This is a genomic window from Litchfieldia alkalitelluris (genome assembly GCF_002153425.1).
Classification (GTDB): domain Bacteria; phylum Bacillota; class Bacilli; order Bacillales; family Salisediminibacteriaceae; genus Evansella; species Evansella alkalicola.
Genome location: NZ_KZ119600.1, coordinates 4,043,383 through 4,062,735 on the forward strand (window position 1 = coordinate 4,043,383; position 19,353 = coordinate 4,062,735).

Here is a 19,353-nt window from a genome sequence, read left to right on the forward strand (position 1 = left end):
TTCTGGGGCAATCAAAAATTTTGCGGATATGATGATTTACATAAACAGATCAAAGCACAACTAGTAGTTTAAATTACTAGCTGTGCTTTCTTTCGCGCAAAACTTCCGATTGACCCCTTTAAGAACCGTCCCGCTGTTCACAAAAGTAGTAGCCTGTACTAGTTATTTATGTAAAGGTATGTCTAACAATTTTTCATAACCGTCCTTATCCACATCGAGCTTGTATACTCTAAGAAAATCCACCACAAAACTGGGGTAAGGTGTTAAATCCTTCTTTGCTTTTTCTTCCATCATTTTAAGGGAAGTGGGCGTGAGTCCTCCCTGCATAGCTTTTCCGATTGTTAAATGTGGGACATACGCCTCCATTTCAAAATACTGTTTAATCAAGTTTCCCGATGGCGCGATGGTTTGGACAATTTTGTGATGTAAATCATGTAGTAACCTAGAATCATTAATACTCAAATATAAAATATTATCACCAAAAAAACTTGGTTCACCTAGCGACACTTGAAAACTTTTGAAATTGCCGCATACCTCTTTAACTTTACTTATCCAAAACTTATCTGGTGTTAATCCCCCTTGCGCTTTCAATGTGATATGTGGTTCTACCTTTAACTCACTCACCCATCTTCTTTGAAACTGCTCAATACGAATCAACACTTCTTTTGGCGGTACAATTCCTATGAAATACTTTTCTATCAATTCATCAACCCCTATCAAACAGAGTACTGCTACTTATTTTAACAGAAAATTCAATAAATACGAACGCAAGAACCGTCCCTTCGTTTACGACAACAAAATGGTATATTATTAGTAAAGAAACGAACGTGTGACATTAGCTGGGGAGTGGTTTTTATGAAAAAGATTAAAGAACGATTGGGAGAGAAAGATATTCGCGTTTTAAAGGGGATCATCGGGCTGGAGCTACATGGCGTATTAAGCCCCACACTATCAACGAAAATGGGTAGCCATACATATACACTCTATTGGTCTATTTCCTTTTCGTTTAATAGGTTATTGAAAAAATCGTTTGTTAACATTACCAATGATTATAGGGAAAGCGATGCAGATGAAGATTATTGGAGATTAGATGTAAAGGAAGCAGCTGAACCAGAAAATATCAGTTATCACTATGACGAAGAGTTAAGCGACAAAGCGTTGGCAGGGCCTTTTTCCACAATAAATATTTGGTCAGTAATAAAAAAAATCTCTGTTTATTCCAAAAAAATGGTCAATGATGAAGAACATCTGGAGTATGATGCCGTCCTAGTTTTTCATTTAGAAAATGGTCAACAATTAGGGTTGACACACGACCTCATGTTTATAAAACTTACCTACGATTCAGAGCGAATCAAAGAAATGACAAAACATTGCTACGAAAGACTTTGCCTAGAGTAAACGCAGGGACGGTTCTTGCGTTCACACGGTCAGTGGTTCCTAACTTGACCCTTGACCACAAATTGAACCACATTAACCTTCATTCTTATAAATAACAATTCGTAAACGCAAGAACCGTCCCCCTGTTCACTCCCCCGGGCACACACTCACTTGATAATTTTCAGGAGGAGATGATTCATTTCATCTACGGATTTTTCGAATCCACCCAAATACCATTCATAAATAACACCTAATATGGCATTTGTGTGATATGCAACTACGAATTCAAAATCTCCACTATCATCTTTCCTACTCCCCTCTACCATCTCTATTGAATTCTTAAACAAGGATTTAATTCTCTTGAAAAACATTTCATAGTACACAAAGTGCGAATTACTGTTAAATATAAATTGATAGACTTCTCTATTTTTATAGACGTGCTCAAATACATAGATCATTTGCGGCTCTAATTGTTGATCAGATTGAAAGTGAAGGTTCGTCGTTTTTTGCAATGATTCCTCCAATTGATCTAGCAGCTGCGCAATGAACTCCTCAAAATAATTCGGCACATTTTCATAGTGCAAGTAAAACGTTTTTCGAGTGATTCCCGATTGTTCACAAAGCTCAGTTACCGTAATTTGTTCAAGAGGCTTATGTTTCAGTAAGTCAAACAATGCTTTTTCCAAACTTTGCTTTGTTTTGATAACTCGTAAATCCATCTCATTCATTAACCCGCCTCCTCCTTATCAAACACGCCGAGCAGTATAACATAGCGTAGCACACAACTATGAATTAAACCCCTCGTGACACAGAAAAGTCATATATATAATTTTCATCAAACAGTCATAGAAAAAACACAGACAGTTTTATTATACATTTGTATAATAAAACTAACTTATTACCCATATATTCTACCAAACTTAGTATTTTATACAACAAGACTACTAGAATTCTGCATTTTTTCCCAGGAAATAAGTTGAAGATTGACTATTAGGAGGGATTAATGATGAAATGGAACGAAGAATTTGATGTTGTAGTTGTTGGTAGTGGCGGTGGTGGACTTGTGGCAGCGATCACGGCCGCTCACCATGGATTAAAGCCTGTCATTATTGAGAAAACAAAGGAGTACGGAGGAGCCACAGCATTATCAGGAGGCGGCATTTGGGTGCCGAATAACCACGTGTCGAAAAAAGCAGGTGTTAAGGATAGTGAAGAAGAAGGCCTTACTTATATGGAAGCTGTCATTGAGGATAAAGGGCCAGCCTCCACGTACGAAAGAAAAGCTGCTTACGTGAAAAATGGGCATAAAATGGTGAAATTTCTAGAAGATTTAGGTATGAAATGGGTACCAGGAACGAAATATCCTGACTACTACCCTGAGGCACCTGGCGGAAAAGTTGGTCGCGTGGTAGAAGGAGAAATTTTTGATGCAAAGAAGTTAGAAGACTATGAAGAAAAATTGAGAACTGGTGATATGGAGGCACCAATGCCCCTATACTCTGGCAAGGTATCATCAGTTCCAGTTGCTTTTACAAATATGAAGGACTTCTCGACACTTGTTGGAATGGCCTTGAATGGTATGAGACACAAAGTTCTTGGGCGCCACGCCATCTCCATTGGTGGTGGTCTCATTGCCCGATTCATGCGAATTGCCTTGGACTTAAACATACCAATTCAATTGGAAACTCCTTTAAAGGACTTAATGATGGACGATAATGGGGAAAAAATCGTTGGCGTTCAAGCTGAAAAGGACGGAAAACCTTATTACATCAAGTGTAAGGCCGTTGTTTTAGCCAGCGGTGGATTTGAAAGAAATCCAGAACTCCGCAAAAAATATCATAACATTAATGGGGATTGGTCCTCCTCTCGCACGGAAAATACAGGTGATATTCTCAAAATCGCAGAAAAGTACGAACTCGATACTGCATTGTTGGACGACGCCTGGTGGGGGCCAGCAACAGTAGATGGGAATGGGCGACAGAAATTTTTAGTATATGAGCGCTCCATGCCCCACTCCATCATTGTTGATCAAGATGGCGAACGATATTTCAATGAATCTGAATCCTATACTGATGCAGGTCACGCTATCTTGGAGCGTCAGGAAAAGACAGGTAAAGGTATTCACTCGTGGATGATCATGGAAAGCAGGCATCGAAACAGGTATTTATTCGGTGATATGCTACCGAAACGAACGCCACAGGAAGCAATCGACAGTGGATTTTTAATTAAGGCCGATACTATTGAGGAGCTTGCGGAAAAATGTGAGATTCCTGTTGAGCAATTAAAGGGAACGATTACTAGGTTTAACGGATTTGTGGAAGCCGGTGTAGATGAGGACTTTGGACGTGGGAAATCCGCATACGACCGATACTACGGGGATCCTACTTATGAATATCCGAATCTAGGAACCATTGAAAATGGACCTTTCTATGCGTGTAAAATTTACCCTGGTGACTTAGGAACAAAAGGCGGTATCGTTGCAAATGAAAATGGTCAGGCATTGAAGAATGGCCAACCAATTGAAGGACTATATGCAACTGGAAACTGCTCCGCCTCAGTGATGGGACGTGTTTATCCTGGTCCAGGATCAGCGATCGGTGGAACAACCGTATTCGGGTATATCTCAGCGAATCATATAAAAGAAGAGCTATTCTAGTAAAGTTCGGGGACCCAAGTTCGGGGACCAGGTCCCCGAACTTTTTGTGTCTGTTCATAAAATTGTGTGGGACCAGGTCCCCGAACTTTCTGTGAACTCTTTCCTAACTATCTTTTCTACTCTTCAATTCCTCTATAATGTAGATCATTTCCATTTTAATATCTGAGGCTTTTTCAAATTCAAAAGCATTTCTGGCGAATGATAAATCCTCAACTAATACTCCATAACGCTCTTTTAGTTCCTCAAATGACTGTTCTGATAAATTCAAGATATTTTTAAGGTTAGGACTACCTTTATACATTTTATCTCTCCTTCCAATCATGAAGATAACTTACTTTTAAGCATTGATATCCCTTGATACCTATTAAACTCCTTTCTCTTTTTTATGATTTATTTGCTTTTATAATAGACTACTTATATAAATTTAAGGGCTATAGATATTCATCCCATTAATAATAAAAGATGAATACCAAAAAAACAGATATTCATCTCATATCAGTTTTATTCGGCAACCGGCTACCTTAGTATTACAACTTTAGGCCCCTGGCTTTGCGTCCTTATTTTTCAATAAGTTTGCTATTATCACTAAAACATATGAATTTAGTATGGACTGTGCTTACTTCTCTATCAAAATACATAAAACATATGTATATACATTTCGACACTTTTTGGCAATAACCTTCCTATTATTGAAATATCAGTATAAAGGTAATAGTCGATTATACCCAGTGAACATCAGAGCCCCTTTTGCGCTCAAAACGCCACGTAAACGCAAGAACCGTCCCTGCGTTCACCCCGCCCCTCCCGTTCTCCGCCCCCTCTGCCACACCCCCACCATCATCAATTTTGGTACAATTAACCTAGTAGAGATCATTACCAATATATAAAAATAAGAATATGGAGGACTAACATGGACAAGGTATTATATAGTGAGTTAAACCCTAGTGAGTTTAGAAAGCGCCTGAGTGAAGCACCAATTGCCTACCTACCACTTGGAACACTAGAGTGGCATGGAGAACATTTACCGTTGGGCTCTGATAGCATACAGTCACAAGGTTTCTTTGAACTGCTTGCCAAGGAAATCGGGGGAATTGTTTTACCACCATTGTTTTTAGGACCTGATAATAAAACCGAGATAGCTGGGAAAGAGCTTTACGGAATGGACTATTTTGAGATTGATCCAGACAGGGAGAATAAACAACCTCACCTGAAGGAACAGTTAGACGGCAGCGCCTATTGGGTACCAGACGAGACCTTCACCCTCCTACTTGATGCAACGTTAAAGCAACTCAAACGGGCAGGGTTCAAAATTGTGGTTGCCCACGGGCATGGCCCATCTACACACCACTTTATAAAAACAATTCCTCAATGGAAGGAAAAATATGACTTAGAATGTTTCGCCTGTTGGGGAAGTGAGCAAGATGAGGAAGGGCTCGGTCTAATGGTGGATCACGCTGCCATGAATGAGACATCTATCTTGATGGCTCTGAGACCTGATTTAGTTCAGTTAGAAAAGCTCCCACAAGACCTACATGAGTGGCCGCTCGGCATTGCAGGTCAAGACCCACGCACTAATGCTAGTAAAGCGCTTGGTGAAAAAATCATTTCCCTCCAGCTAAAAAGAATGATACATATTTTGAAAGAAAGGTTAAAATAAACACCGCTAAAGTTAGCTCTCCCCTCTTAATATTGAGGTGTGCACATTCTTGCTGCTTTCATAATCAAACGAAAGGACGGTTCATACGTTCACGACTTAATCGTGAACGCAAGAACCGTCCCTCTGTTTCCCCCTCATTGTCATGCTGTGTTCAAAGCCGTACCACAGTATTCACATTCTCCACTGTCACCAACAACCATATTGTTAGCACCACAACCAGAACATGATACGGACCTCGGCTTAGGTGCTGTAAATGCTGTTTCTGTAGTTGCTGCAACTTCATTTTGCACACTATTTTCTACACGATCCTGCTCATTATTGATCTCTTCATCAATGATGAACTCCACTCGATCCGTTTCTTGATTTAATCTAGCATTTGGTAAAAAGTTTTTCTCCATCAATTGATGAATGTCAGTCCTAACTTGCGCTGGATTCAACTGACCACGACGTGCAATTTCATCGACTGTCCGTAAATGTTCATTAATAATCCATTGGATATATTGTTTTGTCTTCTTACTTTCCAGACGCAGTTTTTTACCATAACGATATAAGATAAAACCTGGTAGGAAAAAGAATATGGTAGAAAAAATAAATACTTCAAAGCCCGCTTCCGGATCGGCTACTGAAGCTATTGCTAATAATGCATAAAAAACGAGAATAATAATACCAACAATTCGAATTAAATTACCTGCTTTAAGCATGAGTTTTCTAGATTTTGCAATTCGCCAGATTAATAATCCAATTCCAACTGGCCAAAACACGATAAATCCAATAATAATTGCCCACCATTGTAAATAAAATGGCACCTTCATCCTCCACACCCCACTTCATTTTTATGAAAAACATGAATCAAGTCTACTTAATCAGTCGAAGCTCCTGATTTCGAAAGTTGATCGTATGTCGGATCCGATCTACATTCTTAGTTAATTCCTCAATTGCTTCTGCTTCGATACCTTCACTGATGATCCCGCGTACACGTTCCTTTAAATCCAAGAACATTTCCTCTATGGAATCCTCCACAGCAAGTACAGCTTCGTGAGAGATCGGGTCACTATATCGAACATCTTCCTCTAAAGAATTTAATTTATTCATTAGTACCTTTACTCCAGCTTCTCCTTCAAACCCTTGAAGCTCCATTTTCACATATTGAATGTGGACTTGAAGTTGCTTCAGTCGGTCTACTTGCCTTCCTACACTGCGATCTCTTTTATTAACAAATTGAGAAAACCCTCCAACCACAGTTAATCCAAAGAAGAAAAATATAAGTGCAATGATGTGAAAGGAAACGTACACTGTCGTTGAAAGGAGTGAACCAATGACAACAAGTCCTAAGACGACAAGGTCATAAAGAATGATTGTAGTGGAAGTGTTCATCATTACAGGATATTTGGCCTGTGAACCCACTTTTCTTTCCTTCATTTGCATCATAACGATACCGATTGTAAGAGCAATGGCAATGATTATTGCTAAAACAGAAGTCCAAAAGTATGTTCCACTAAAATCTACACCAATGAGATTAAATAAAATGATTAGCGTTATAAGTGCAACGACATGAAATAAAGCAAAGGATATTGACGTAAAGAATCGAAATTGTCCCATTCTATCACCCTCCTATTTGTGAACTACCACATTCTGGGCAAAACTTTTGTCCCGGCTCAAGAACATGTTGACAACTTCCACACTTTAAAACCATGGAATTCCCGCATTCTGGGCAAAACTTCATCCCATCATGAACGGAGGTCCCACATTGTGAGCAAGCCTTTGGAAACTTGATTCCACAACGCCTACAAGATGTACTATCCACTTCATTGTCTTCTCCACAATTTTCACAAGGGTGATAAGGATCTCCACATTTCGAACAAAACTTAAAGCCTTTTTGAATAGTAGAATCACATTTCACACAGGTAGCTTCTTGAGGCACGTCCGCCACAGCTCCCTCTTCCTCTACTACTTTATTGTTTTCCACCTGCACCTGCTGATGAAAGTCGTTACCACAGGAACCACAAAATCTTACATTCTCAGGATTGGCAGCCTGGCACTTTGGACATGCCTTTTCATTCGAAGTCTGCATATTCCCTGTTATACCTGCCATGGAATTACCGAAGGCACCGCCGACTCCTACTCCCATACCTAATCCAATTCCTGCCCCCATCATACCTGCTTGATTACCACCTTCATTTTTAGCAGCATGCTCAAGGGTATCAAAGGAACGTTCCTGCTGATAGTTATAACCAACAATATCCATCTCTGCCCGCCTTGCTAATGCAGACTTTAATCGCCCAACTGCTTCGTCCTCTTCTGGAATATTAATAGAGTTTACATAAAAATTAAGGACATCTATTCCATAAATCTCAAATTGCGGTTTCAGCTTTTCAGTGAGATGGTCTGAAATCTCAGAAATGTAGGCATTAATATCTAAAATACTTATGTTTTTATGTACTAGATAAGAGGAAATCAGATCCTTAATCTTTGTCATTAACAGACCCCTGAAATACTCCGTTAATGTTTTCCTATCTAACGTATTCATCGTACCAACAAGTTTAATTAAAAACTTTCGTGAATCAACGATCTGTATCCCAAATTGTCCAAAGGAACGGACTGGGACAAATATTTTATATTTAGGGTCCTGTAACTGAATTGGTTGACTCGTTCCCCATTTAATATCTATCGAATGTTTCTTATTTACATACCACACCTCGGCAGCAAAAGGGGACCTACCTCCAAAAGGTAGATTAACTAGTTTGTTTAGTAGAGGTATATTCTCTGTACTAAGTGTATGACGACCTGCAGTAAATAAATCTAAAGCCTGCCCTCCACGGAATAATATAGCTTCCTGTGATTCATTTACAATTAGTTGTGTCCAATTTCCGAGCTCTGAGGAAGGGTATTTCCATGCATAGACGTCGTCCCTACCATCGTATTTAATTACTTCAACAACTGCCATACCTATTAGTCACTCCTTTCTATCATTTTAACAATCTACATTGCTTCCTATTACTTGTGAAAAATAGAGTTTTGTTTCTATGTACCGCGGCATTCACAACCATTAAATATGAGTCTTTTTCACTATCACTAATTAACTATTTAATTTTAATTATAGCAATATATGGCTGCCCTAACAATGATTACTTAACCAGACTTTTCTATCTATTTTAGTTGTTCAAAGTGCAGTATTTACAACGAATAGGTAAATAGCTTTGCTACATTTAATACCTTGCTTTTATACTTGCTAGGATGATACTTGCTGTTTGGGGTTATACGGTCATAATGGCAGAATTTATCCTTTTTTGTAGGCTTATGTATAAAACTATCATATAATTAAAAAGCTATTACTTTTTACCTATACATATATTTATAAAACTTTCTTGGAGGTAAGCAACATGATCAACATTTTTATTATCTTAACTGTTTTATCAATCATTGCCCTTTTTATTTCACTCATTAAGCCAGCATTTATCATAAGATGGGGACCAGTAGAAAAGCGTGGTAGATTAAGAGCACTTTTATATTTTGGGGCACCAATTTTACCACTATTATTTCTCATCTACGGCGCGTTCATCTCATGGATAATGATGTTGCAAATGCTAGGCATGCTTGTGGGGGCAATCGTCCTTATTGTTATACTAGCTGCATTGTTTCTCGCACCTGCTTTTTTCATACTAGGAATGGTTAAGCCAAAACTAAGCTTATGGTGGCAAAAATCCACACCAACACGTAAGCGAGTCAGTTTGTTATATGGTGGTGCATTTGCGGTCTCCCTTACAGCGATAATCGTGATTGGCCTAGTTGGTGATGATTTTGACATAGATGCAATCGGGGGTTCGTTCGAGTCAGATGAAGGAATCATTTACGGTGTCTATAGTGGAGATCGAAATGACAGTGGCGATAAACACGGTGTTGGTACATTAACCAACAACTCTGGATTCTTTACAGGTCATTGGGATAACGACATTAAATCTGGTCCCGGGGAAGAAAGTATGAACTTAGGTGTATTTTTGCAAAGCCACTTCGAAGGATACTGGGAAAACAACGAAAGATCTGGATACGGTGTAGAAACGATAAAATTCTTATGGATGACCGTAACATATGAAGGGGATTATGTAGATGGACTCCGTCATGGCCATGGCAAGTTAGTAGACCGCAAAGGAAACATTTACGAAGGGGAATGGGCTTATGACCAACCGAATGGGTATGGTGAGGCAATTCTATCTAATGGTGAATCCTACGTTGGGGAATGGAAAGATTGGGAAAGGCACGGTGAAGGAACGCTACTGAAAGATGGAGAAATCATTCATCAAGGAACTTTCATAGAAGATAGATTTCAAGATTAGTAAACTCAGGGACGGTTCTTGCGTTCACGATTCAACGTGAACACAAGAACCGTCTTTTTTTAAAAGAAGCAATTTGAAAATTAACTATTCTAGCTCCGCATCAATCCGCATTGAATCAAACTCCCACCCAAAATATTATACTTTCGCATAATTTCCGTCCTACCAACTTCTTGATAAATTTAATATATCTATGAATTTATTAACTTAAATACATAGGGAGAGCAAATAATTCAAAATACAGAAAGGAGTTGAGTGAAAGACATGTTTATGAGTATGAGAAAGCGAAAGCTCTGTGACCGCAATAAACACCCCTTCTTTTACATTCTTTTGTTGGCACTTGGGATTGGTTTATTTGGCATAGGAGTTAATGTTAATGCAAATGACTCAGGGACTGCAGACGAGCCTATTCAAGTTAGCACACTAGAGAAGCTCGATGACATTCGCAATGACGAGCCAGGACTTCATTATGAGCTCACTAGGGACATTGATTTTTCTGAAAGCCCATGGAGTGAAGAGGAGAGCTGGGAGCCGATTGGAACCGATACTACGCCTTTCACTGGATTTTTCAACGGAAATGGTCATGCCATCCAAGGCATGACAACCGATTCAACACAAGCCGAGAAAGCACTGTTTGGAGTGACGGAAGGCGCTGAGGTAAAAGATGTCGTATTCACTGCTGATGAGGAAGAGGCTAATAATTTGAATGAAGAAGAAATTAGTGATTCCGAAATTGAACATATGGAGAGCACAAATGACGAAGATTCTGTAGGAGAAGAGGAAGAGCTTGATGCTAATGAACCTACTCTTGAAGTGACACCATTTTCCAAACGATACAACCACCCATATGCCCTTCCTGGTGAAATAATTAGTATCAATGTGGAACTTAATACAGACAACTCGTGGGAAAACGTCAGCGAAGATGCTATTTACACTGTCAATGACGATGAGATTGTGAGCTTTATAGATGTCACTCATGTATATGGGGATGTATATCATGCTAACTTTGAGGTAAACGGTTTTGGGGAAGCTGAAATTATCGTTGAGTATGGGAACCTTACAGAAACTGTTAATTTTATCGTGAGGGAATACCACTTTGCCATTACCTCTGGTGAGGAGTTCGTCTTTCATGTATACGAAACGTTGTGGTTAGAAGATTCCTCAACCTTCTTAAAAACACCAGACGGTCATACAGAAGGGGGTTGGATCATTGCCACGTTGCTAGATGAAAGTAATATACCTGATTTTTCTGCAGATAAAAAAATAGTCGGTGACGTTGTCCATTTTGATGCCCATATCTATACGTACGGAGACTTTGGTATAAGTGACTACGTCCTCAAAATGGGCTACGATTCTGAGTATGATGCAGATGATGTGGACATCTATTATTACAATGAAGAAACAGAGGAATGGGTAGCCACAGGAGCTATAGTGGATGAATCGTCTAATCAATTGATACTAGAAGTTGATTCATTCTCTATTTACGGCGTCTTTGCAGAGGTGCAGGAGAAAGAGCCAGATCCGGAACCAGAGCCTGAACCTGATCCTGAGCCTGAACCAGACCCTAAGCCAGATCCAGATCCTGAACCAGATCCAAACGGCGATGATGAAGACGGAGAAGATCCTCCAAATACAACAGAGGATGATGAATCGGAGGAAGAAGCACCCTCATCAAGTGAAACAATAGAAGAAAAAGAGACGGAAGGCGATGCACTACCTAACACGGCTACCAATTTGTTCAATCTACTATTAGTAGGAGCACTACTGGTTTTATCAGGCTTCGGAATCTTTTTCTATACAAGAATGGGGTAAAACTTAGGGACGGTTCTTGCGTTCACAGTGTGAGATAAACAGGCGGTTCTGCCGTTCACCAGATGTGGTATTTTGTCGAATTCCCTTTATTATGCTGATTTTTACCCGATTCACAATCTTTTTGCCCATACCACAAACATTTTTACCTGATTCACAATCTTTTTGCCCGTTTCACAAATTCACAAACAAAGGGACAGACTTTATCCATAGCGAATAAACTCAGCTAAACTCAGGGACGGTTCATACGTTCACGACTAAGTCGTGAACACAAGAACCGTCCCGCTGTTTACCTCAACTATTCTAGCGGATCTCCATATAATAGCGATGCTGGTTACCTTGATCAGTAAAATATATCAAGCCGTCTTCGATTAAAATTTCTCTAGAGTGAATCGTATTGAGATTCGTTAACTCGCTACCATCTTTTCTTATTTTATATAAATAACCCCCATTGGAATAATTACTAAAAAAGAGCCACTCGCCGTCAACTGCTATATCATATGCCCTCACATTAGCAATCTTTTGATTAAAACCACTGCTCAAATCCATACGGAGTAAACTTTCATCATCTGTATAATAGATGGTTGTCCCCACCCGCTCTCCACTTTCAATCTTATTAAAGTAAGAAAACCGATTACTATCCGCACGTGGAAGGTCACCAGTATCCCAAGAATGATCTTGCGCCAGAACATGATCGCTAACTAGGAAATATTTATATCGGACCTGCCCTGCTCGATCAGGTACAGGATCATTCCATGTCGCATCAATATGGAACCATTCTCCATCCAATTGGACTAGACTCCATGCGTGTGGCTCCCCATTCCCCTTTCCAGTTACATATCTCGTTTCAATCCCTGCCTCACGCAGCAATAAATTCAACGCTTTCGTATAGCCATCACAAACAGCTGTACCAAGGATAAGCGCCCCATAAGAAGTGTATGACTCATCAGGGATTGTCCCATTCAAATAATTGTCATAATCATATGTAGTATTCAAGACAATGTAATCATGCAACGCTAATATTTTTTCCAAATCAGACATCCCAGGTTTAATTGCCTGTTCAATAATTTGACTAACCTTGTTTTCTAATACGGTAACAGCCTCACTTATAGATTCTCTGGAATACTTGTAGTTAAACTCTAGCGTTCCATTCGTCCAAAAACTACTGTCTTGATGTTCAAAATAAAAGATTTCCGGATTGTCCTCTAACACTTGCATTCTCACTCCAAAGACCTCATCACTATCCAAACTATATGCTCCAACATTTATCTGCGTTTTCATCTCTAGCAGTGCCTCTAATATTGCTGCATATAGACCATCTTCTACTGTTGCCAAAACTTTAGTAGTATTCGTTGCATCAGTTGGACCGGCCGAACCAACTACACCGGCCGTTTCTTCAACCAGATTATTTTCTGACTCCAACTCTGTGGTGGCCCCTATCCCTTCCAACAAAATAGCTTCTTCATCAACTGTAAGGTCCACCTCACTCGTTGGCACAGTTTCTGGATAAGAAGAACTTATGAAAGATTTTTCGTCAAAAAATAGACTCGCAGCTTCTCCCATATAGTGTAAACCTACCAAAACAGTCCCTAGTAATATAAGAAGTACATAGTATTTACCCCGTCCCATTTTCCCCTTCTCCTTTACAAAACAATAAAATGTATGCCCTACCATTATTTTACCACTAATGAAGTAAACAAAGGGACGGTTCTTGCGTTCACGTAAACGCAAGAACCGTCCCTTTGTCACCTATCTAGGGGTGGATTTTTATTCTAAATCGTTAAACCTTGATTTACACACTCTTTGAAAAGCTTGAAATCAGTCCCCACATACCGAATACAGCCTTTCTATTAGAAGGACGCTTAAGCTTTTTCAGTAGTTGAGGGGCTTTTGGCATTACAAAAAAACTGTACTGACTACCCTCATAATCATAGTTTAGTGTTATTAAATCAACTGATTCTAATTTCCTAATTTCACGGCTCACCTGAGGATATTCACAAATTTGGTTTTTGTCCGCCCCATCTATCAGCTTCAAAAGTACTCTTTTTTCTGACCTATTTAACTTATTCAAAGTATGATAAACTATACGTTCTTCCTCAGGTAGTGTATTTAAGTCCATCTTTACCATAGAAATTCCCCCTAGTTTAGTAGATTAAATTAAAACTATAAAACATTATTCATAACAATATATGTATAGACCGTTATTCGTTATATAGTACTTTTTACTAATTATACATGCCTACCAACACTAAAACAAGGAATAAATGGTATTAATTTAGGAATTTTATCATTTAGTAAATATTTCTACTTTTTATATAAATTAAATAAGAAAGTAAATGCCGAGAATTCAAAAGTAGTCTAAAAAACAGCGAATAAAATCAGTAAAATCATGTCTAGTTTTGTATTTGTTCAATATTTCCATTATTCACTTGTTATTAACTGATATTCTACTTATAGTAGTTTAATTCTATATATAGACAGCTAGTAAGCATCCATAATAAAATACTAGATCTATTTACATAGGTATTTTGTCTCCAAAAATAAATCGTTCCGTTCTTAATAATGAACTAGTTTTGTGAACGCGGGACCGGTTCTTGCGATCACAGTGTGAGATAAACAGGCAGTTCTACCATTCACGAGATGCGGCATTTTGTCGAATTCCCTTTATTATGCTGATTTTTACCCGATTCACAAACTTTTTGCCCGTACCACAAACATTTTTACCCGATTCACAATCTTTTTGCCCGTTTCACAAATTCACAAACAAATAAACAGACCTTATCCATAGCGAATAAGGTCTCCCCCCTATTTTCCCATCACCAAATTGACCAAAAATCCAGATTCCACACACCCACAATCCACAAAACCACCTACTTTTCATAGTTTTCCAGCCTAACTCGCACCAAAATGTAGAAAATTACCCTTGTTCACATTACTTTTACACTAAATAAGTAGTATTCTGAGTAGAGAGAGTTAAAATAAATTTTTTACATAACCGACGTTAAGTATTTAAGGAGGACTTGCAGATGAAAAAGTTTGTGCAAAATGAGGAATTCCAATTAGGAGTCTGTTATTATCCCGAGCATTGGCCTGAGGAACTTTGGGCTGACGATTACCGACGTATGAAGGAGATGCACTTCTCCACTGTGAGACTGGCGGAGTTTGCATGGGCCATTTTTGAGCCTTCAGAAGGGGAGTTTTCCTTTGAACTTTTTGATCGAGCGATCGATTTAGCCCATGAGCACGGACTAAAAGTAGTTTTAGGAACACCTACCGCTACCCCACCTGCGTGGCTGACACATAAATATCCAGAAGTGTTAAATTCGACGCAAGAGGGGGTTCAATTTCAGCATGGGCTTAGAAGACATTACAATTATAATGCAGAAATCTATCATCAATTTTCTGCGAGAATCGTTCGGAAAATGGTCGAACATTACCGAAACCACCCTGCAGTCATTGGGTGGCAGCTTGATAATGAGTTTAACTGTGAAGTCGATGTTTTTTACTCAGATGCAGACCACAAAGCATTTCAAAACTGGGTGAAGAAAAAATATGAGACGTTGGATAATGTGAATCAAGCGTGGGGAACAGTATTTTGGAGTCAAACATACACGAGTTGGGAGCAAATACATTTGCCGAGACCTAACCCATCTCAGTCCCAAAATCCCCACCTCGCGTTGGATGAAAAACGGTTTATTTCTGATAGCACAATTGCTTATGCGAAGCTTCAGGCCGACATCATTCGAGAGGTTGCACCCCATCAATGGATCACAACGAATGGGCTGTACGGTCACATAGATAACCACCAAATGACAGAGGATCTACTCGATTTTTTCGCGTATGACTCGTATCCAAACTTCAGCACGATTTTTCCAGACAAGGGAAAAAATCCGTTATTAGATCGAAAATGGGGCTGGAATTTGAGTAATGTGAGGAGTGTCTCCTCAACCTTTGGCGTGTTTGAGCAGCAATCGGGGCCAGGTGGATGGGTGAATCGCATGCAACAGCCTTCCCCCAAGCCAGGCCAGATGAGGCTGTGGACGTACCAATCGATTGCCCATGGCGCGGATATGCTTCTTTATTTCCGTTGGAGGACGGCGACGATGGGCACGGAGACGTATTGGCATGGCATTAATGATTATCATAACCAGCCTAACCGCCGAGTGGACGAGGCAAAAACAATTGGGCGCGAGCTAAACCAGATTGGAAATGACCTGCTTGGGGCCGAGTATCAGGCAGAGGTGGCCATCGTCCGAGATTATGACAATGAATGGGATGGAGAATTGGATCTGTGGCACGGCCCCTTCTCCGACAGAAGTAACACGGCATGGTTCAAGGCCCTTCAGTACAGCCATGTCCCATCCGACGTAGCCTATATAAACGACCACACGACGCTGGCGGATCTAAACCAATATACTACGTTGATTTATCCGCATCCCGCCATCATGACAGAGAGAACTTCCGAACTTTTGGAAGCGTTCGTGAAAGCTGGTGGAAATGTGATTTTCGGCTGCCGCACTGGCTATAAGGATAAGACCGGGCAATGTTACATGAAGCCATTCCCTGGTGTAGTGAGCGAGCTTTGCGGAGTGACGGTGGACGAGTTTTCTCTTCACAATGCAGAACACCCAGCACCTTCTGTTAAAACTAGAGTCGGAACGTTTCAATCAGACGGTTTCAGTGAGGTTTTGCAGGTTCAATCTGAGAATGCTGAAGTAATAGGAAGTTATTCTGAATCACATGTTGTTGGTAAACCAGCTTTGGTGAAAAATTCAGTTGGTAATGGAACAGTGTATTATTTTGGTGGTGTTTTCACAGAAGAATCCGCGAGTTTTCTACTAGAGGAATTACAAATTACATCTCCAGTAGAATCGTGGCTTGTCCTCCCTCAAAAAGTGGAGTTAGCCATCCGAAAAGACCAAAATGGAAAAGAATTTATTTTCCTATTAAACTATTCAGATTCAGAGCAAACAATTCAAGTGAAAAATATGCGGACGAACCTCTTAACAGGTGAAGCGTTGCAAGGTGAAGTTGTCATGGAACCATACGGAGTTGTAATCCTGTAAACGCAGGGACGGTTCTTGCGTTCACAGGGTGGAGACATGTAAACGCAGGGTCGGTTCTCCCGTTCACGAGATGTGGTATTTTGTCGAATTCCCTTTATTATGCTGATTTTTGCCCGATTAACTAAACTTTTTGCCCATACTACAAACATTTTTGCCCGATTCACAATCTTTTTACCCGTTTCACAAATTCACAAACAAAGGGACGGATCTCTCCGTCTCCGTCCCAACCTCGCCAGCGCAACCCTCTACGTCCCACGTCCCGCGCTCGACCTATCTCTTTTTCAACACCACTGAATTCTTAAAGGTGCCTATTTTTTCAATATAGATCGTTACAATGTCACCATCTTTAAGTGGACCTACACCATCAGGAGTACCAGTAGCAACAACATCCCCAGGCTCCAACGTCATGATGTGGGAGAAAATCTCTAATTGTTCCGCAATACTTACTATCATATTTCTTGTATTTACTTTTTGTCGTTTTTCATCATTCACAAATAGAGACATCTCAAGATCTTGGGGGTCTCCAATTTCGTCGGAGGTAACGATCCATGGCCCCATTGGAGTAAAGGTATCAAAAGATTTTCTTAAACACCTTTCTTCTACCTTATCTTCCGTAGGCCTTAAACTAACATCATTTAGGCCAGTATAACCAAAAATATAGTCATGTGCGTCTTCCCTTTTTACATTTTTTGCTTTTTTACCAATAACAAAGGCCATTTCCAATTCGTGATCAATTCTTCGATCCTCATAAGGCAGCTCAATCACATCTGATGGTCCAATAATTGATGAGTTTGCTTTAAGGAAAAAACCAAGTCCCCTTGCTGTATGCTGAACATTCATCTCTTTTTTATGTGATAAATAATTTACAGGTGTGGCAACCACTTTACCAGGGCGTGAAACTGGTTGTCTTAATCTAACATCACTTAATGGAATCACCCGAGCAGCGTCGCTGTATGCGTTTTCAATTTTCTTCTTGTATTTTTCATAGTTTTGTATAAGTTCAACCATTGGACAATAAGGCTTCATATCTCCAAAAAGCAAAGTTCCAATATCATAGATTTGGTCATCCTTTAATAACCCTAGTTGAAAATCATCAAATAATAGAAATTTCATATGCTATCTCCTTAATTTACGAATGACATATATACTTTTTCATCAAGTCACTACGTCTTACCATATTCGCATCTTCGCTCAACGCATCTACCTATATTCGCATCATCGCTCAACGCAACTTCACGTCACGAAGTCCTCACATCTTCAAATCTTCGCAGCGCGCTGTCCGGCCTCAAAATTTCGCATCTCCACACCCTCACCTCATCAAGGTGAAAACGTACTTGTAACAGTTTGATAACCATTGTCTTCTTTATACTCTTCTTCCATCTCTAAACCTAGCAAATCCATTACTGGACGATCATTGATAGAAAATAGGTACGCGTTCTCCTCACCCGTATTATGATGCTCATGCCAGTTCCAAGGTGGGATAACAAAAAAGTCCCCTTTAGACCATTCAAATTTCTCTCCATTTATGACGGTGTATCCTGAGCCACTTTTCACATGATATATGACACTGTGTACATGTCTGTGTGCTTTCGTGTGCATATTTCCTGTTAATTTTTGCATCGTACAACCGATTCTTTTATCTGCCGATTGACCATTGATTGGGTTTATATAGTCAACTGCATAACCATCGAAGGCATCTGATTCAAGCCGCGTTAATTCTTCTAATCCCTTTTCAATATTATTCCATTTGTAATTGATCAATGGTGAAGGATAACCACTTGTTCTATTACGCTCTGATACTGGACGGACTCCTGTTGCAGCAAACCTCGAGATCGTTCCATCTGGCACGCCTTTTACAGGATAAGTATCTTCATCAAATAATTCAAAGAAGGAACCACATAAATTTTTAACCATTCCCACATCTAAGCCGTCCATCCACAGCATTGGTTCTGTTCCTTCGTGCCCATGATCATGCCATGTCCAAGCTGGCGTTAGGACAAGATCGCCTTCATTCATATAGGTTTTTTCCCCATTTACAGTCGTGAATGCTCCATCCCCTTCAATAACATAACGTATTGCTCCTTGAGAGTGGCGATGAGATGGCGCAACTTCTCCTGGAAGAAGTAATTGGATCCCGGCATATAGCGTTTCTGTTGCGAAACCTACTTTGTCACTTAATGAAGGGTTTTGTAAGTAGATGACTCTTCGTTCTGCAGCTCTCCCTACTTTTAATAGTTCACCAGATTTGATTAAATTTTCACGAATGACGTCCCACTTCCAAAGGTAAGGTTTAATCGTGTGTGTAGGCTCTTTTGTAACCATTTCACCTAAGTTTTCCCACAAAGGTCCTAAGTTTGACTCTTCTAATGTTTGAGACAACATTTGCAACTCATCAATACCATTTTTTCCCGCTCCAGCTCCCGATTCCACTTGCACTCCTCCTATCATTACTTTTAAGTT

General features: G+C 39.8%; 16 protein-coding genes and 1 riboswitch. Of the genes, 6 read left to right on the top strand and 10 right to left on the bottom strand.

Going from position 1 to position 19,353, the window contains the following annotated elements:
* Nucleotides 1-162: 162 nt before the first annotated feature.
* Nucleotides 163-702: a 2'-5' RNA ligase family protein gene (locus tag BW724_RS19165; protein ID WP_088076732.1), complete on the bottom strand. Its 540-nt coding sequence runs from the start codon at nucleotides 700-702 to the stop codon at nucleotides 163-165.
* Between the two features lie 153 nt (nucleotides 703-855).
* Between BW724_RS19165 and BW724_RS19170 the strand changes: the two genes are divergently transcribed.
* Nucleotides 856-1,398: a hypothetical protein gene (locus BW724_RS19170; RefSeq protein WP_088076733.1), complete on the top strand. Its 543-nt coding sequence runs from the start codon at nucleotides 856-858 to the stop codon at nucleotides 1,396-1,398.
* Nucleotides 1,399-1,544: 146 nt separating this feature from the next.
* Here BW724_RS19170 and BW724_RS19175 read toward each other — a convergent pair whose 3' ends face one another.
* Entirely contained in the window at nucleotides 1,545-2,105 is a 561-nt protein-coding gene (locus BW724_RS19175) for a TetR-like C-terminal domain-containing protein (protein WP_088076734.1), read from the bottom strand.
* A 278-nt stretch (nucleotides 2,106-2,383) separates the two neighbouring features.
* Here BW724_RS19175 and BW724_RS19180 point away from each other — a divergent pair, with 278 nt between their 5' ends.
* Nucleotides 2,384-4,033 (top strand): FAD-dependent oxidoreductase, encoded by a 1,650-nt coding sequence (locus tag BW724_RS19180; RefSeq protein WP_176371475.1) that lies wholly within the window; start codon nucleotides 2,384-2,386, stop codon nucleotides 4,031-4,033.
* A gap of 103 nt (nucleotides 4,034-4,136) precedes the next feature.
* Here the strand turns inward: BW724_RS19180 and BW724_RS19185 are convergent, their stop codons facing one another.
* Entirely contained in the window at nucleotides 4,137-4,334 is a 198-nt protein-coding gene (locus BW724_RS19185) for a hypothetical protein (protein ID WP_088076736.1), read from the bottom strand.
* A 203-nt stretch (nucleotides 4,335-4,537) separates the two neighbouring features.
* Nucleotides 4,538-4,621: riboswitch (cyclic di-GMP riboswitch) on the bottom strand.
* 322 nt (nucleotides 4,622-4,943) lie between these two features.
* Between BW724_RS19185 and BW724_RS19190 the strand changes: the two genes are divergently transcribed.
* The gene (locus BW724_RS19190) at nucleotides 4,944-5,690 is read left to right on the top strand and encodes a creatininase family protein (protein WP_088076737.1); all 747 of its coding nucleotides are present in this window, start codon (nucleotides 4,944-4,946) and stop codon (nucleotides 5,688-5,690) included.
* A 140-nt stretch (nucleotides 5,691-5,830) separates the two neighbouring features.
* Here BW724_RS19190 and BW724_RS19195 read toward each other — a convergent pair whose 3' ends face one another.
* From BW724_RS19195 to BW724_RS19205, 3 genes are read right to left on the bottom strand one after another with little or no spacing between them, the layout of a single operon-like run.
* Nucleotides 5,831-6,496: a hypothetical protein gene (locus tag BW724_RS19195; RefSeq protein ID WP_088076738.1), complete on the bottom strand. Its 666-nt coding sequence runs from the start codon at nucleotides 6,494-6,496 to the stop codon at nucleotides 5,831-5,833.
* Nucleotides 6,497-6,545: 49 nt separating this feature from the next.
* On the bottom strand, nucleotides 6,546-7,289 hold the full coding sequence (locus BW724_RS19200) for a hypothetical protein (protein ID WP_088076739.1): 744 nt from the start codon (nucleotides 7,287-7,289) through the stop codon (nucleotides 6,546-6,548).
* Nucleotides 7,290-7,293: 4 nt separating this feature from the next.
* A complete protein-coding gene (locus BW724_RS19205) occupies nucleotides 7,294-8,634 on the bottom strand; it encodes an SPFH domain-containing protein (RefSeq protein WP_088076740.1) in 1,341 nt (446 codons plus the stop codon).
* A gap of 436 nt (nucleotides 8,635-9,070) precedes the next feature.
* Between BW724_RS19205 and BW724_RS19210 the strand changes: the two genes are divergently transcribed.
* Complete coding sequence (locus BW724_RS19210; RefSeq protein ID WP_088076741.1) at nucleotides 9,071-10,021, top strand: MORN repeat-containing protein; 951 nt, start codon at nucleotides 9,071-9,073, stop codon at nucleotides 10,019-10,021.
* A gap of 261 nt (nucleotides 10,022-10,282) precedes the next feature.
* Nucleotides 10,283-11,830: a hypothetical protein gene (locus BW724_RS23335; protein ID WP_140355016.1), complete on the top strand. Its 1,548-nt coding sequence runs from the start codon at nucleotides 10,283-10,285 to the stop codon at nucleotides 11,828-11,830.
* Nucleotides 11,831-12,130: 300 nt separating this feature from the next.
* Here BW724_RS23335 and BW724_RS19220 read toward each other — a convergent pair whose 3' ends face one another.
* Complete coding sequence (locus tag BW724_RS19220) at nucleotides 12,131-13,456, bottom strand: transglutaminase domain-containing protein (RefSeq protein WP_176371476.1); 1,326 nt, start codon at nucleotides 13,454-13,456, stop codon at nucleotides 12,131-12,133.
* A gap of 163 nt (nucleotides 13,457-13,619) precedes the next feature.
* Complete coding sequence (locus BW724_RS19225) at nucleotides 13,620-13,955, bottom strand: hypothetical protein (protein WP_088076743.1); 336 nt, start codon at nucleotides 13,953-13,955, stop codon at nucleotides 13,620-13,622.
* Nucleotides 13,956-14,853: 898 nt separating this feature from the next.
* Between BW724_RS19225 and BW724_RS19230 the strand changes: the two genes are divergently transcribed.
* Nucleotides 14,854-16,893 carry a beta-galactosidase gene (locus BW724_RS19230; RefSeq protein ID WP_088076744.1) on the top strand — a complete coding sequence of 680 codons (2,040 nt, stop codon included), beginning with the start codon at nucleotides 14,854-14,856 and terminating at the stop codon, nucleotides 16,891-16,893.
* A 270-nt stretch (nucleotides 16,894-17,163) separates the two neighbouring features.
* Here the strand turns inward: BW724_RS19230 and BW724_RS19235 are convergent, their stop codons facing one another.
* Complete coding sequence (locus tag BW724_RS19235; protein ID WP_088076745.1) at nucleotides 17,164-18,006, bottom strand: fumarylacetoacetate hydrolase family protein; 843 nt, start codon at nucleotides 18,004-18,006, stop codon at nucleotides 17,164-17,166.
* A gap of 204 nt (nucleotides 18,007-18,210) precedes the next feature.
* On the bottom strand, nucleotides 18,211-19,275 hold the full coding sequence (locus tag BW724_RS19240; RefSeq protein ID WP_088078073.1) for a cupin domain-containing protein: 1,065 nt from the start codon (nucleotides 19,273-19,275) through the stop codon (nucleotides 18,211-18,213).
* Between the last annotated feature and the right edge of the window lie 78 nt (nucleotides 19,276-19,353).